Here is a 13,572-nt window from a genome sequence, read left to right as displayed (position 1 = left end):
ATCCCCCTTGCTTCGGTTAAGAAACAAGGGGGACTCTTTACTTTTTAATCAACAATCCATACACAAGCGTCTCACTAGGAGTCGTAATACTAAAACCAGTCGTTTTATAATCAAGCTTTAATGTATCGCCAATATAGTCCTTTGTAAAATCATCCATTTGAATAATCAGTTGCTCATCTTCATAAACAACTTCATTTGAATTATACTCATCAAAAATTAAATCAACATCAACAAATATACTGCAAGAATTTGTCATCGTGCCTCTAATACGTATGATATTCTTATCGTTTGATTTATGTAATATTGCTTTGGCCTCATCTGTTACGCGAATGTTCATGGAATCCCAACCTTTGTTTATATTTGTTGTTCTATTATTGCAAAAACATGAGAAATAGGGAAGGATTATGAAAAATTGTATGAAACTTGAGTTTATCGAGTTGGAGCTTAAAATGGTAAATGAAATGATATCGGCGATTCTGCAAATATATCGACTGTTGCTCATCATATATCGGCGCAAAATGAAATATATCAGCGATTCGACAAAGGATATCGACTAATTGACAAATTGTGAGAAGAAAAGATGTATTTCCTACTAGACACTAAAAGACCAGCAAACATTATGTTTGCTGGTCTTTTATCACTTATAGTTCACATTTATCAAGAGGCACTACTTTTGTTTTCTTTATAAATTTATAACCTAACCACAATACAAGGAAGAGAGGTAAACCGATATAAGAAACGAATACACCGTTCCAATCGATCGATTCGCCCATAAATGCACCGTAGTTTTGTCCGAGAATAACAATTACACAAAGTGCAAATGCAAAGATTGGACCAAATGGGAACCATTTTGCTTTATAAGGAAGATCATTTAAATCTTTTCCTTGTGCAATATATGCTTTGCGGAATCGATAGTGGCTAATTGCGATACCTACCCATGCGATAAAGCCAGACATTCCAGAAGCGTTTAGTAGCCAAACATATACAGCACCGTCACCGTATAAAGAAGCTAAGAAAGCAGCACATCCAACGAGAGATGTTGCAATTAAAGCGTTAACGGGTACACCACGACTATTTAGTTTACCTAAAAATTTTGGTGCTTTTCCTTGGCGTGATAATTCCCAAAGCATACGAGTACAAGCATACATCCCAGAGTTACCAGCCGATAAAACAGCTGTTAAAATAACGGCGTTCATAACAGAAGCTGCAAATGCTACACCTGCTTTTTCAAATACAAGTGTAAATGGACTTACTGTTACATCACTTGCTGCAAGACTTTCAGTTGTATACGGAATCAATAAACCGATAACAAGAATGGCAAAGATGTAGAATAGTAGAATACGCCAAAAGATAGAACGAATTGCTTTTGGAATGCTGCGTTCTGGATCAGCCGTTTCACCAGCAGCTACACCTAATAATTCAGTTCCTTGGAATGAGAAACCAGCTGCCATAAATACACCGATGATTGCCATGATGCCGCCATTAAATGGTGCATCCGCAACAGTAAAGTTTTTAAATCCAACAGGTTCGCCGCCCATAATGCCGAAAATCATCATAAATCCAACAATTAAAAAGATAATAACAGTTGCTACTTTAATAAGAGCGAACCAATACTCTGCTTCACCAAATCCTTTAACAGATAAATAATTAAAAAGAAATATAATAGCTAAACAAAGACCACTCCAAATTAAAGAAGGAGTATTTGGAAACCAAAATTTCATAATTAATGTAACTGCCGCCAGTTCAGCTGCAACAGTAATTGCCCAGTTATACCAATAATTCCAGCCGAGTGCAAATCCAAGTGATGGATCGACAAATCTTGTCGCGTATGTGCTAAATGAGCCGGTAACAGGCATATACGCTGCTAGTTCTGCTAAGCTTGTCATTAAAAAGTAAACCATAATTCCGATTGCTGCGTATGCTACGAGAGCGCCGCCAGGTCCTGCTGTGTGAATGACGCCGCCACTAGCAAGAAAGAGTCCGGTACCAATTGTACCTCCGAGAGAAATCATTGTAAGGTGGCGAGATTTTAACCCGCGCTTTAGTTCACCTTGTCCTTGTGTAGATTGTTTTGTAGAGGTAGCTTGATCAGCTATGCTATTCATGTTCAACACTCCTTTTCTTGTAAGATTAGGAAGGAGCGGGGGAGAAAAATACAAAAAACCGCCAAAGGAATTTGGCGGAACGTTTCACAAATAACCACCCCATCATACCCTTCCGTTAAGATAGCACCCCACGTTTACAACGGTACTTTGTAAACGTGACAGTTCTGTTCCTATTCGGAGACAGCCCCAGCTCATACTTCCAGAGAAGAAATATAAACTTCGGCAGCATTTCCTTTTAAACAGATTCATTGACATTCTCTGTGTCTCATCCGTTTTACTCATAAATGCCGCAACCTCTACCTCATCGGATTGATGAGGATTTATTTATTGCTATGATTTTTGATATATGGCAATTGTAATTAGTTTCTGAAAATATTGCAAGGAATTTTTGTAGGAAAATATCACAAATAATCGGTTATTGTATAGGAAACGTTTTCAAAACTCCGCCCGAACCAACCTACTTAGATATGTAAAAAATGAAGAAAAAATTGTTATACAAATGTTTCGCAAAAAGATAGGGAAAATCCTTTAAAATTAAAAGAAAATTCTGAAAAATAAAATTCGACACAGGTTATGGCGAATTTTATTTCGAAAAGAAATAAAAAAAGTAAGCAAATACATCATTTGCTTACCTTACTATTTTTCGTTTATGGCAAAACCCGTTTTTGTCCAGTCGTATAACCAACATTTTGTTTTGTAGATGGAGAATGCTTTCGAACTGAAATGAAAAGAGCAATAATAACGACAAGACCAACTGCAACATAGGAAAGGTTAATAATGGTTGGATCTACTTTAAATGATGTAAGCAGTGTCCGGATATTTGTAAAAATAATGAGTCCGCCAACGAGTACGCCAAGTAAATGAGAAGGGACAATTCGTACTAACCACGCAGCGAGTGGGGCTGCCAAAATGCCACCTAACATAAGAGCGAATACCCAAACCCAACTAACTTGCTCCCACCCTAAGGAGATGAAAAATCCAATTGTTGCGGCTAAAGATACTGGAAACTCACTTGTATCAACGGAGCCGATCACTTTTCGCGCTTCATTTCCTCGTGCAAGAAGTACTGGTGTTGTAATCGGCCCCCAGCCGCCTCCACCAGTTGAATCAACAAATCCGGCGAATAATCCAAGTGGTATAAGTTGTTTACTAGACATACGTTTATTTGATTTCACAATCTGTTTTTGAATAATAAATCGCAATAAAATATAGACGCCTAACGTAAATAAAAAGAGTGAAATGTACGGTTTAATTAAGTCACCAGGTAAGTTACTTAAAAAGCATGCGCCAACAAAAGCTCCAATTGCACCAGGTAGTGTAAGCCGGGAAACAGTGTACTTATCAACGTTTCCAAATCGAATGTGAGATACACCAGAAGCTGCGGTTGTCACAACTTCTGCTAAATGAACGGAAGCGGAAGCGACTGCTGGTGCAATTCCGAACATTAATAATAATGAGGAAGACGTTACGCCGTACGCCATTCCAAGTGCTCCATCAATCAATTGAGCAAAAAAACCAATAATAGCAAAGACAATTAATTTTTGCATATAAAATCCCCCTGTAATCATGAATGAAAAAAGGCTCTTTTCTCGAGTGAGAAAAGAGCCTTTGGTTTTTCCAATCAGCTTCGTGTTAATTTTTTATTATTATAATGCATATTAATCTGATAAATCAACTAGGTTTTAAAAGTTTTTTGAATTGATTGAAATAACAGAACGGTTATATAATAAAAAGGGGGAAGAAATCATGTTAGCATTTGATCATCTTGTTCATATTGTGAGATGCGCGCCAAAAGAAGCGGAAGAACAAATGAAGGAACTTGGATTCCATACGGTGCAAGGCGGAGAACATACAAACTGGGGAACATGGAATAGTTTATGTTATTTTGATTTATCGTATATTGAATTTTTAGCAGTTAGGAATGAGGAGAAAGCAAAACAAGCGGATAATCCACTCGTTTTGGAGACTGTAGAGAGATTACAAAACGGAGAAGGAATGCTCCAAATTGCTCTTCGTACAAATCGTATTGAAGAATTAGCTACAAAACTTGTAGAAAAAGGCTTGCAAGTGAAAGGACCATTCGAAGGAAAGCGAATGAGAAACGACGGTCATCTGATCGAATGGAAAATGTTATTTGTGGAGCAGGAAGAAAATGGTCCGAAATTACCTTTCTTTATACAGTGGGAAGAAGTTGATGAGGATAGAAGGAGAGATTTACAAGAAGTAGGTGTCATTGCCCCGCATCGCAATGATGTAACAGAAATACAAACCATATACTATGCTGTGAAAAATGTACGTGAAACAGTAGGAAGATGGAAAGAAATCCTTGAGGTACAAGTAACTTCACTAAAAACTCGTAAAGATTGGAATGCACGTTGTCAAAATATTGTACTTAAAAATGTAATGATTCAATTTTGTGAGCCAATTGGTGAAGGGTTTGTACAAGAACGGTTAGCCAAACATGGGGAATATCCTTTTGCAGTGGAATTACAAGGAGCGAATCATCAGAAGAGTCAAAAACAAGTGTTAGGTAGTGTATACATCTATTAACCGGAGGAATCGACGTGCAGGAAGTGTTAACTGAATTAGAAAAACGATTGAATTGGCCTCACATCGTAAAGTGTACCGTTATTTCAAAGGGGTTTTCGCCAGATCAAAAGTATAAAATTGAACTAGAAAACCGTGAGCGTTATTTTATAAAAGTGTGCGATCGTGTAGCTCGTGAACGTAAACAGGAAGAATATGAATATATGCGTCGTTTGGAATTATTAGAGGTGCCAATGCCTAAACTACTTCATTTTGTAAATCTTGATTCATGCAACCAATGTGTACAAGTGTTTGAATGGATTGATGGAGAAGATGGGGAAGACATACTTGGGAAGTTAACTGAGAAAGAGCAATACATAGCTGGAAAAAGAGCAGGACAAGTATTAAAGACAATTCATAGTGTAAAGGTAAAGAGTGTAGAAGAATCTTGGGAAACGTTACGTTGGAATAAATATGAGAGATACTTGCAAGCATTAGAAGAATATGAGACTGATTTTATGGATATACAGCGAGTGTTAACCTTTGTAGAAAATCATAAACATTTATTACAAGACCGTCCGGTTGTCTTTTTACATGACGATTTTCATCCAGCCAATCTTATGCTTCATCGTAATGAGTTTCGTGCTGTTATTGACTTTGCAAGATTTGATTTTGGGGATCCGATTCATGATTTTTACAAGGTACCCTTGTTTACAGTAGATACGAGCGTATCATTTGCTGTTGGCCAAATCCACGGATATTGCGATGGTGAACCGCCTCTTCATTTTTGGAAGTTATATGCATTGTACGCAGCGATGATTTTTCCCGCAGATATTGTGTGGACACACCGAATCACACCTAACTTAGTAGAGGAAATGGAAATAAGATTAAGAAGAATTGTAGAAGAACATAATGGCTTTACAGCTTATATCCCAAATTGGTATAAATCTTTTCATAAAGATATAATAAATATAGAATAACAGGAGGTGTACATATGGATAAAATAGCAGTTATTTCAGATATTCACGGTAATATTCCTGCGCTAGAGGCAGTGCTTGAAGATATAAAATTAAGAGGAATAGAGCGGATTTTTTGTTTAGGTGACTTAGTAGGGAAAGGACCACAGTCTAGCGATGTCATTGATATCGTTCGCAAAGAATGCGAGCAAGTTGTGATGGGAAATTGGGATGACTTTATCACAAAACCAACTGAATTTGAGACGCTAAAGTGGCATCAAAAGCAGCTTACAGAAGAACATGAGAACTATTTAAGAGAACTACCATTTTCAATTGAGTTTATGATGAGCGGGAAATTCATTCGAATGTTTCATGCTTCGCCTCGAAGTTTGTATGAAAGAATTCAACCGTATGCATCAGGAGAAGAACGCGTAAGCATGTTTGAAAATAGTAACCTTACTGAAAACATCGAGGCTGAAAGAACACCAGATGTCGTTTGTTATGGAGATGTTCATCAAGCGTTTGTTCAAAATTTTAGAGGGAAAACGTTATGTAACGCAGGAAGTGTAGGGAATCCACTTGAGATTACACAAGCTTCTTATTTGATTTTTGAAGGGCTGTATAATCAAAAAGAAGCAGGGAGTTTTTCCATTCAACTTGTCCGTGTTCCGTACGATATTGAACGAGCGATTCAACTAGCGAAAGACGTCAACATGCCAGAGCTTGATGAATATGCACAAGAACTAACTACCGCGAAGTATCGTGGGTTGAAAAAATAGATAATCCTAAAAAATTAAAATATTATAAGTGAAGATTACTATGCATTTGTATATTTCTTCCTATGCATAATGTATAATGAATATATACATAGAATTTTCTGATAAACAAAAAGCATAGGGGGCTATTTTATGAATAAAACCTTTAAAATACTAATGAAAATCACACCGCCTCTCAGTATATTTTTTATCTTAATCGGCTTAACGCTTGGAGTAATAGGGGTATTGGATCATAATATAAAAACAATAACGGGATCACTATTTATCATTGCACAAGCCATAATTGCAATTATATATACGAAGTCTTTTAAGAGAATATGGGGTCAGTAAGTTTGAAATAAACAGGTGCAAGGAAGCTTTCTTGCACCTGTTTTATGTTCATTTTATTTTAGACAATTTGTCATAGCTGCATGTAAACGCGAAATCCCCTCATCTATTTGATCCATATCTACTTTCCCATACGACAGGCGAATATAACCATCTTTCGCACCAAAAATACTGCCAGGCATAAAGGCTACTTGCTGTTTTAAGCTTTGCATAATAAGCTGCTTTTCGTTAATAGGTTCTTTTAATTTCCCCCATATGTAAATCCCGCCATTTGGATTTGAAAAAGAAATATGATCTTGAAGATAGTAGTTTAAGGAATCGACAAGAGTGTCCCTTTTTTGTATGAGCTGCCTTCGTAATTGATCCATATGTATATCGAAAGGAACAGTTTCAAAAAATTGCTGCATAAGCCACTGCGGAAAAATACTCATTCCTAGCTCCATTTGATGCCGTGCATCTGATAATCTTTCTATGACTGACTGCGGAGCAACAAGCCAGCCGATTCGAAGTCCAGGCGCAATCATTTTCGATAACGAATGAACATAAATGACAGTGCCGTTCTCATCAATCGATTTCAAAGTCGGGCAAGGTTGTTTATTTTCCAATGTTAATAAGCTGGAAGGGTCATCCTCAACGATTGGAATTCGCAAGTCTGCACAGAGTGATAACAATTTCTTTCTCCGCTTTGGATGAAGCATCGTACCTGTTGGGTTTTGGAAATTTGGATTTAAAAAAATCATTTTAATACGATGTTTTCGGTATAGTTCTTGTACATCTTCTGGGTCAATGCCATGTTCATCAACAGGCAACGGGAAAATACGAATACCTGCAGATTGGAAAAGCGGTAATGAGTAACAATGTGATGGGCTTTCAAATGCAACTGCATCACCTGGGTTTAATAAACATTGAACGATAAGATGAAGCGCTTGTTGTGCTCCAGAAGTAATCATAATCGACTGTTCGGTCGCTTCAATTTTTAGGTGATCTTTCATATATTTCACTGCCGCTTGTCGTAATGGAAGATACCCTTGTGGGTGATCATAGCTAAGTGATTGCGTTAAAGGTTGTTTATGTAAAATTTCTTGCAATTGCTCATGGGGGAACAAGTTACAGCCAAGTTCTCCATTTGCAAAGTCAATGATCGTTTCATTTTGCTGTACTTGTTCGCGAATATGACGAAGCAGTGGCAAATTTGGTAAAAATGTACCACCTTCTACGAAACCTCTCCAGTTGGGCGTGAATGTTGGAGAAACGCCCCACATATGTGTACTGACACGTGTGCCTCTTCCGGTTGTACTTTCGACGATTCCCATAGCGCGAAGTTCATTATAAGCAGTTGTTACAGTACTGCGATTCACATTGAGTTGGATTGCTAGTTTTCGTTCTGAAGGAAGGAAGCTACCAGGAGGAAGCTCTCCATACATAATTCGTCTTTCAATATAGTCGACAACTTGTTGGTATATTGGGATTTTACTTTCTGTATCTAACTGCCATTCCATATATAACGACCCCTTAATGTTTTAGCTAGTTTCATTATAGCAAATTGGCTGGGTGAAAAAACAGCCAATTGGACGGTGTAGTATCCAGCCAATTTTACTATGCTAAGTAGTGGAAGGGGAGATTCGGATGAAACGATGGCAAATGGAATGGCTCCTAGTATCAGTTGCATTAGTGTGGGGAGCAAATTATACAATTGGGAAGTATGGAGTGGCATATATGTCATCCATTCAATTTAATAGTTTACGATTTTTAGTAGCATCACCGGTATTATTGCTTATTACATATTTTATGGAACGGTCGTTACGTATTGAGAGAAAAGACTGGCTACGGTTATTAGCCGTTGGGATAGTTGGTACGGCGCTGTACCAAACATTATTTATGTTATCTGTAAAGTACACTTCAGCAACGAATGCTTCGTTATTAATTGCCATGTCACCTATTTTTACAGGGATTTTAGCGGTAATGCATAAACAAGAGCGTTTTTCGATGAAAATTCAAATCGGTTCTTTATTATCATTTAGCGGGGCGGCGCTTGTACTATTAACTGGACATACGAATCAATCTACATATGAGCACGCTTGGTTAGGAAACGTAATTGGATTAGTTGCTGCGATTGCGTGGGGCTGGTATCCAATTTTGGCACAGCCGCTCATTACAAAATATTCAGCGATGCGCGTAACTTCTTGGTCTACACTAATCGGAATTGTACCGTTAGTTATATATTGTTTATTCAACGTGAATACATTAACGTGGCCAGCAGATGTATTAAGCTGGGGCTCATTAGGATACTCCATTGTATTTGCGACAGTTTTTGGGCTAGCGATGTGGTATGTTGGCATCAGCAAACTTGGTTCTACAAAAGTAATGGTCTATATGTATCTCGTTCCATTATTTGCAGTTATTTTTGCCGCATTCACAATTGGGGAAAAAATGAATATGATGCAGTTAACCGGCGGGTTCGTTATATTTATTGGTTTATATGTTGTGAAAAAAGGAGCTGTAAAAAAACCAGCTTTCGATTTGAAAAAAGTGAGTTAGTGAAAATGACCTCTTTCTACGGAAAGGGTCATTTTTGTTTTTATAACGATAGGGCCTGTTTTACTGCCCATTGTTGATGTTCGTGCACGAGTAATTTTTGTGCTTGAGAAGGGGGGAGCCACTGTAAAATATGGTCTTGTTCAGAAGTAGTATTTTCTGTTTCTAACTTTTTGCAAATGTAAAAATAACCGTCGTTTATATAGTATGTATGTTCATTTTCAGCATAAAAGTATTGCTTAGCATTGCCGATATAGTGCTGAATTTCAATATGCCATCCTAGCTCTTCTGCAAGTTCACGGTGTAAACATAATTCTGTTGTTTCGCTATTCTCCATGCCACCTCCAGGTAAAAAATATCGAGGTCCTTTTTTAATAATTGCTATTTTCGTATAATGCTCGTTAAAGATAACAGCATAACAACTAGGGCGTAATATATAGTCTTGATTCTCCTTTTTAGAACCAAAAGTGGGTTGTATTTTCATAGTGAAAGCCTCCATATCATAATAATTATATATCGTGAGAAAATACTTGGAAATTAAAGGATAAAAAGTAAAAAAAGAGAATTTAGTAAGTATAAATGACATACATAGGGGGCAACAAGTATGATTAATCGAAAATGCTCGCGCTGTAAAGAGATAACTGGATCAATGCATGGTGGTAAAAAAGTTCAAGATGAATTTTTATGTGAAGACTGTTTACAAAAAGGGATAGATAATGGGGAATTTGAAATGCCAAAAGAGGAACCCTCATATCTTTCTATAAAAATATTAAAAGTAATGAGTGTTATCTATTTAGTAGTATCAATTCTTGCTTCTGTATTTACGGTTTCCCTTATAAATGGATCTAGTAATGGGTTTCAAACATCTATAACTGTGCAAGGAGCGGGAGCAGCTACGGGATTTATCGCATTAGGCGCAATCTTTCAATCTGTATTAATCTTTTGTGCAATTTGGGTGTTTATTATTTTAGTAGAAACGGTTATTAAGATATATGAGAAAATGAAGTGAGAGAATATAAAGAAATGCTTTTTAACGCCCGCAAGACACATTGATTAGATAAGATGTGGCTTGCGGGTGCTGTGCTTTTTATTAAACATGGAAATGTAGACTAATAAACAAGCTGTTTTTGTTCTTAAACATAGAATATGATGAATCCTTTGGTTGAGAGGAGGTAATCATATTGATGAGAGATGATTGTTGCTTCAAACACTCTCGAGATTGTGCTAGGTTTTGGGATGACTTAATGTTTTGCAGACGCAGACATAGAGATTGTGATGACCATCGTTGCAGATGCAGACATGATAGAGATTGTGATGAATGCCGCCATAAACGTAGACATGATTGTGATTGTGACGAATGCCGTCGTAAGCGTAGACATGATTGTAATTGCGATAAATGCCGAGATTGGTAAAATCTTTTGGACGAGTGTATTTCTTCAAAGCACTCGTTTTTTTGTATACAGTAAGGAAGCTTATTCTGTAGAAAAATATTACATTTTTTATAATAATATCTATTAGATCCCCCAAAAACATAATCATATTATTTTAATACTATATAATAAGGCTATTGAAGTATTTGAAAGTATGAAGCAGGGGACAAACATTGAAATTATTAGAGAAGAAATACAATGTGATTGCAATTGGAGCAAATATTCTTTTTCCACTATGTTGGATTATGGTGTTTAAGTATAGTACTTACAATTATGCTGCTGGCGGTGGGGGACCAAAAGAAATTAAAATTTCTATTCTATTAGACCTTTTACAGATGATCATTCTTTTCGTATCATTCGTGTTTGCGTTAGTTGCAATATATAAAAATGATGAAAAAATGTGGACATGGTATGTAAATGTGAGCATAACGCTTATCTATTTTATTTTAACTGGAATGTATGATTGTATCATGATTTATATACTCATTATGGAGCCAATCCATTTACAGATGTTGTTTCAATTTATTTTATGGTAAGTAGCATATCCTTTCTAATTATGGTTATATTTTACATCTTAAGTATGAATTTGAAATGATTTATTTTTGTTGATTTAAAATAAAGTTCGATCATTTATAAAAAAGTTTGATAAAAAGATCTATTTAGTAGAGTATTTCATTGTTCAACAATCGGAGCAGATTGTTGAGCAATGCTTTAAAAAAATTGGATTTATAGGTTGAAATTTAGAAAGGATTGTAAAATTCTGAACTTAAAGTAGCTGGCAGGATAATTGGACAAAGTTAGGAAAGAATGTACTATAAAAAGGGTTTGAGAAAATGAAAAAAATCGTTTTTGTAGTATTGGTTTTGTTAATTTCTATTGGTACAGTTGAGAAGGTATCTGCGCGTTCTTTACAATTAACTGACGATACATTAGAAGTTGTTAAAAACCAAGAGTTATCAGTAATACAAGCAATTGAATTAGCATATCCATCTGCTTTGGAATGGAATAAAAATGCTCAATTATTACAGGGAGTTAATATAGACTTAGATAAGCCCGGTAAGTCAATTGGGAGCAATGGCAAAAGAAATTATTGGAATATTGATTTTGGGGTACCAGATACGAATAAAATATTTTTAGTCACTATCCATGAGGGGGACATTGTTGAAGCGAAGGATGTAGGTAGGGAAGAGGATTCTCCTTATCCAAAAAAAGAGTTTATAAAGTTGGAAGATATTAAGTACGATTCGCCTGAATTACTAAAAAAAGCACTAAAAATGGACAGTATTTATCCAGGTAAAGATTGGGCAAAAGGGTTTAATTTTATGATTAGAAAAAACACAGAGACAAATATTCCCCTAATGTTAGTAATAGGTTGGAATAGCGATCAGACAAAGATGAAAGCTGCCGGATTTAATGTAAAAACGGGAGAATATATTAAACCATAGTATGGAATTTGTTGTTTCTTCAACAATTAAAAAAGCAATACATATTATACATGACTAATATGTATTGCTCTTTATTTTTTATGACTTTTTACGATTTAGGTCTTGATAAGAAACCAAAATTACACCGTTTTGAAAAAGTTTAACCGGAATTTCCTATCTGTTTAGAGGTTGCGAGACCACTCACTATTTTATAGGTGGTCTTTTTAGTTTTTAGGAAAATAAAAAAACACCAAATCCAACCTGTCATATTATTTTTTCGCAATGATAATATATATAGCATCTGTTGGATGTAATTTCTGTATTACCTTCAATCCTGCATTCGTTATTTCTTGTTCCATAACCGAAGAGGCAATTCTAGGGTGGTTATCGGTAGGGTTATTTTTCTTTTCAAAGTCAATACATACGAAATATCCATCATCTTTCAGTACTTGTTTAATTTGCTGTAATGAATGAGATAGCTGCTTAACCTCATGTAGAACTAATGAAGCTAGTGCAAAGTCAATTGAACTTTCGGATAGCGGAATATCATCAATACTCCCTTTAAGAGGTTTGATATTTGTAATATTTTCTGCTTTTGCTTTGGAATTTATAACTTCTAATATATTAGAATCTATATCTAATGCATAAACGACTCCCTCCACGATTTTAGCAGCAGGGATTGTAATATACCCAGTACCTGCACCTAAATCTAACATACTATTAGCTTTCTTAATGGGAAGCATGTTTAGTAGCTTTTCTGGAGGTATATCTCCTCTTCTTTCAGGATTATCAAGGAATTCCATTTTTTTTGCTAGGCATTTCGTTTCTTTAGAATTGCACTCTTTCTTTTTCATATAAATTATGCTCCTTTGAATTAAATATATTACAGACTCTCAATGTCTGTAATTGGTGTAAAAAAATAATTAGATTGATTAACAATCACAATTATTTTTCTTTTTTGATTGGATTTGTTTTGCAATATCAATAATATATTTTTTGTTTAGTTCATCTTTCATCTTATTTTCTGCATCAATCATTACATTCTCAATTAAACAATCGTCATTTCTAAATAATTTTTCATGTTCCAGTGAACAACTGAATAAAGTTGTTTGACCTTCAATAGCATGAATGACATCTAAAAATGAAATATTATGAGACCGTCTTACTATACTATATCCACCATTAACACCAGGATTTGATTCAATTAGTCCTGCTTTAACAAGTTTTGTTAAAATTTTAGAAAGGTATGTTGGTGAGAGATTCTGAATTTTAGCTAACTGTTCTACTCCAGTCGATTTTCCTTTTGGTGTTAGTGTTAAATATACCATTGTGTGTAAAGCATAATTTGTGGCTTTTGAATATTTCATTACTGTCCTCCTTTATAAATATATTAAAGACCTTTATTGTCTGGAATTCATTTTAATTTAAAGTGAAACAAATATCAAGGTGTTTGCGTCTTCTCTTTCAGTTAGAGTCCGACTATATTACGCATC

16 protein-coding genes and 1 riboswitch are annotated in these 13,572 nt (G+C 35.6%); of the genes, 9 read left to right on the top strand and 7 right to left on the bottom strand.

What is annotated here, in order from left to right:
- Positions 1-37: 37 nt before the first annotated feature.
- From CN373_RS20110 to CN373_RS20100, 3 genes are all read right to left on the bottom strand, one after another.
- The gene (locus CN373_RS20110; RefSeq protein ID WP_001026492.1) at positions 38-337 is read right to left on the bottom strand and encodes an iron-sulfur cluster biosynthesis family protein; all 300 of its coding nucleotides are present in this window, start codon (positions 335-337) and stop codon (positions 38-40) included.
- Positions 338-641: 304 nt separating this feature from the next.
- Positions 642-2,105 (bottom strand): amino acid permease, encoded by a 1,464-nt coding sequence (locus tag CN373_RS20105; protein ID WP_001084283.1) that lies wholly within the window; start codon positions 2,103-2,105, stop codon positions 642-644.
- Between the two features lie 113 nt (positions 2,106-2,218).
- A riboswitch (Lysine riboswitch) is annotated at positions 2,219-2,412 on the bottom strand.
- Positions 2,413-2,752: 340 nt separating this feature from the next.
- Positions 2,753-3,652, bottom strand: a complete 900-nt coding sequence (locus CN373_RS20100; protein WP_098360035.1) for a sulfite exporter TauE/SafE family protein — start codon at positions 3,650-3,652, stop codon at positions 2,753-2,755.
- 199 nt (positions 3,653-3,851) lie between these two features.
- Between CN373_RS20100 and CN373_RS20095 the strand changes: the two genes are divergently transcribed.
- The 4 genes from CN373_RS20095 (at position 3,852) to CN373_RS20080 (ending at position 6,693) form a co-directional block, all read left to right on the top strand.
- Positions 3,852-4,655 carry a VOC family protein gene (locus CN373_RS20095; protein ID WP_098360034.1) on the top strand — a complete coding sequence of 268 codons (804 nt, stop codon included), beginning with the start codon at positions 3,852-3,854 and terminating at the stop codon, positions 4,653-4,655.
- A gap of 14 nt (positions 4,656-4,669) precedes the next feature.
- Positions 4,670-5,611 (top strand): aminoglycoside phosphotransferase family protein, encoded by a 942-nt coding sequence (locus CN373_RS20090; protein ID WP_098360033.1) that lies wholly within the window; start codon positions 4,670-4,672, stop codon positions 5,609-5,611.
- Positions 5,612-5,625: 14 nt separating this feature from the next.
- A complete protein-coding gene (locus CN373_RS20085) occupies positions 5,626-6,366 on the top strand; it encodes a metallophosphoesterase family protein (protein ID WP_000357621.1) in 741 nt (246 codons plus the stop codon).
- A 129-nt stretch (positions 6,367-6,495) separates the two neighbouring features.
- Positions 6,496-6,693: a hypothetical protein gene (locus tag CN373_RS20080; protein ID WP_001043971.1), complete on the top strand. Its 198-nt coding sequence runs from the start codon at positions 6,496-6,498 to the stop codon at positions 6,691-6,693.
- A 53-nt stretch (positions 6,694-6,746) separates the two neighbouring features.
- Here CN373_RS20080 and CN373_RS20075 read toward each other — a convergent pair whose 3' ends face one another.
- Positions 6,747-8,189 carry a PLP-dependent aminotransferase family protein gene (locus CN373_RS20075; protein WP_098360032.1) on the bottom strand — a complete coding sequence of 481 codons (1,443 nt, stop codon included), beginning with the start codon at positions 8,187-8,189 and terminating at the stop codon, positions 6,747-6,749.
- 127 nt (positions 8,190-8,316) lie between these two features.
- Here CN373_RS20075 and CN373_RS20070 point away from each other — a divergent pair, with 127 nt between their 5' ends.
- Positions 8,317-9,228 (top strand): DMT family transporter, encoded by a 912-nt coding sequence (locus CN373_RS20070; RefSeq protein WP_000832993.1) that lies wholly within the window; start codon positions 8,317-8,319, stop codon positions 9,226-9,228.
- A gap of 40 nt (positions 9,229-9,268) precedes the next feature.
- Here the strand turns inward: CN373_RS20070 and CN373_RS20065 are convergent, their stop codons facing one another.
- Entirely contained in the window at positions 9,269-9,709 is a 441-nt protein-coding gene (locus CN373_RS20065) for an NUDIX hydrolase (RefSeq protein WP_098360031.1), read from the bottom strand.
- Between the two features lie 120 nt (positions 9,710-9,829).
- Between CN373_RS20065 and CN373_RS20060 the strand changes: the two genes are divergently transcribed.
- The 4 genes from CN373_RS20060 (at position 9,830) to CN373_RS20045 (ending at position 12,100) form a co-directional block, all read left to right on the top strand.
- Positions 9,830-10,234, top strand: a complete 405-nt coding sequence (locus CN373_RS20060; protein WP_000610480.1) for a DUF3980 domain-containing protein — start codon at positions 9,830-9,832, stop codon at positions 10,232-10,234.
- Between the two features lie 175 nt (positions 10,235-10,409).
- A complete protein-coding gene (locus CN373_RS25940) occupies positions 10,410-10,637 on the top strand; it encodes a hypothetical protein (RefSeq protein WP_098360030.1) in 228 nt (75 codons plus the stop codon).
- Positions 10,638-10,828: 191 nt separating this feature from the next.
- Positions 10,829-11,191 (top strand): hypothetical protein, encoded by a 363-nt coding sequence (locus CN373_RS20050; RefSeq protein ID WP_000770493.1) that lies wholly within the window; start codon positions 10,829-10,831, stop codon positions 11,189-11,191.
- Between the two features lie 297 nt (positions 11,192-11,488).
- On the top strand, positions 11,489-12,100 hold the full coding sequence (locus tag CN373_RS20045; protein WP_098360029.1) for a hypothetical protein: 612 nt from the start codon (positions 11,489-11,491) through the stop codon (positions 12,098-12,100).
- Positions 12,101-12,348: 248 nt separating this feature from the next.
- Here the strand turns inward: CN373_RS20045 and CN373_RS20040 are convergent, their stop codons facing one another.
- Both CN373_RS20040 and CN373_RS20035 read right to left on the bottom strand, forming a co-directional pair.
- On the bottom strand, positions 12,349-12,933 hold the full coding sequence (locus CN373_RS20040) for a class I SAM-dependent methyltransferase (protein WP_000726012.1): 585 nt from the start codon (positions 12,931-12,933) through the stop codon (positions 12,349-12,351).
- Between the two features lie 78 nt (positions 12,934-13,011).
- Positions 13,012-13,446 carry an Rrf2 family transcriptional regulator gene (locus CN373_RS20035; RefSeq protein WP_000877654.1) on the bottom strand — a complete coding sequence of 145 codons (435 nt, stop codon included), beginning with the start codon at positions 13,444-13,446 and terminating at the stop codon, positions 13,012-13,014.
- Positions 13,447-13,572: the final 126 nt, after the last annotated feature.

The organism is Bacillus cereus (genome assembly GCF_002561295.1).
GTDB lineage: Bacteria > Bacillota > Bacilli > Bacillales > Bacillaceae_G > Bacillus_A > Bacillus_A cereus_S.
The sequence above is the reverse complement of the archived record's forward strand: the minus strand, read 5'-3'. Positions and strand labels throughout refer to the sequence as shown.

What these genes read in the sequence shown, in the direction of transcription:
- CN373_RS20070 (WP_000832993.1), top strand. Translation starts at nt 8,317, where the DNA reads ATGAAACGATGGCAAATGGAATGGCTCCTAGTATCAGTTGCATTAGTG.
- CN373_RS20040 (WP_000726012.1), bottom strand. Translation starts at nt 12,933, where the DNA reads ATGAAAAAGAAAGAGTGCAATTCTAAAGAAACGAAATGCCTAGCAAAA.
- CN373_RS20095 (WP_098360034.1), top strand. Translation starts at nt 3,852, where the DNA reads ATGTTAGCATTTGATCATCTTGTTCATATTGTGAGATGCGCGCCAAAA.
- CN373_RS20080 (WP_001043971.1), top strand. Translation starts at nt 6,496, where the DNA reads ATGAATAAAACCTTTAAAATACTAATGAAAATCACACCGCCTCTCAGT.
- CN373_RS25940 (WP_098360030.1), top strand. Translation starts at nt 10,410, where the DNA reads ATGAGAGATGATTGTTGCTTCAAACACTCTCGAGATTGTGCTAGGTTT.
- CN373_RS20085 (WP_000357621.1), top strand. Translation starts at nt 5,626, where the DNA reads ATGGATAAAATAGCAGTTATTTCAGATATTCACGGTAATATTCCTGCG.
- CN373_RS20045 (WP_098360029.1), top strand. Translation starts at nt 11,489, where the DNA reads ATGAAAAAAATCGTTTTTGTAGTATTGGTTTTGTTAATTTCTATTGGT.
- CN373_RS20100 (WP_098360035.1), bottom strand. Translation starts at nt 3,652, where the DNA reads ATGCAAAAATTAATTGTCTTTGCTATTATTGGTTTTTTTGCTCAATTG.
- CN373_RS20065 (WP_098360031.1), bottom strand. Translation starts at nt 9,709, where the DNA reads ATGAAAATACAACCCACTTTTGGTTCTAAAAAGGAGAATCAAGACTAT.
- CN373_RS20035 (WP_000877654.1), bottom strand. Translation starts at nt 13,446, where the DNA reads ATGAAATATTCAAAAGCCACAAATTATGCTTTACACACAATGGTATAT.
- CN373_RS20105 (WP_001084283.1), bottom strand. Translation starts at nt 2,105, where the DNA reads ATGAATAGCATAGCTGATCAAGCTACCTCTACAAAACAATCTACACAA.
- CN373_RS20110 (WP_001026492.1), bottom strand. Translation starts at nt 337, where the DNA reads ATGAACATTCGCGTAACAGATGAGGCCAAAGCAATATTACATAAATCA.
- CN373_RS20075 (WP_098360032.1), bottom strand. Translation starts at nt 8,189, where the DNA reads ATGGAATGGCAGTTAGATACAGAAAGTAAAATCCCAATATACCAACAA.
- CN373_RS20060 (WP_000610480.1), top strand. Translation starts at nt 9,830, where the DNA reads ATGATTAATCGAAAATGCTCGCGCTGTAAAGAGATAACTGGATCAATG.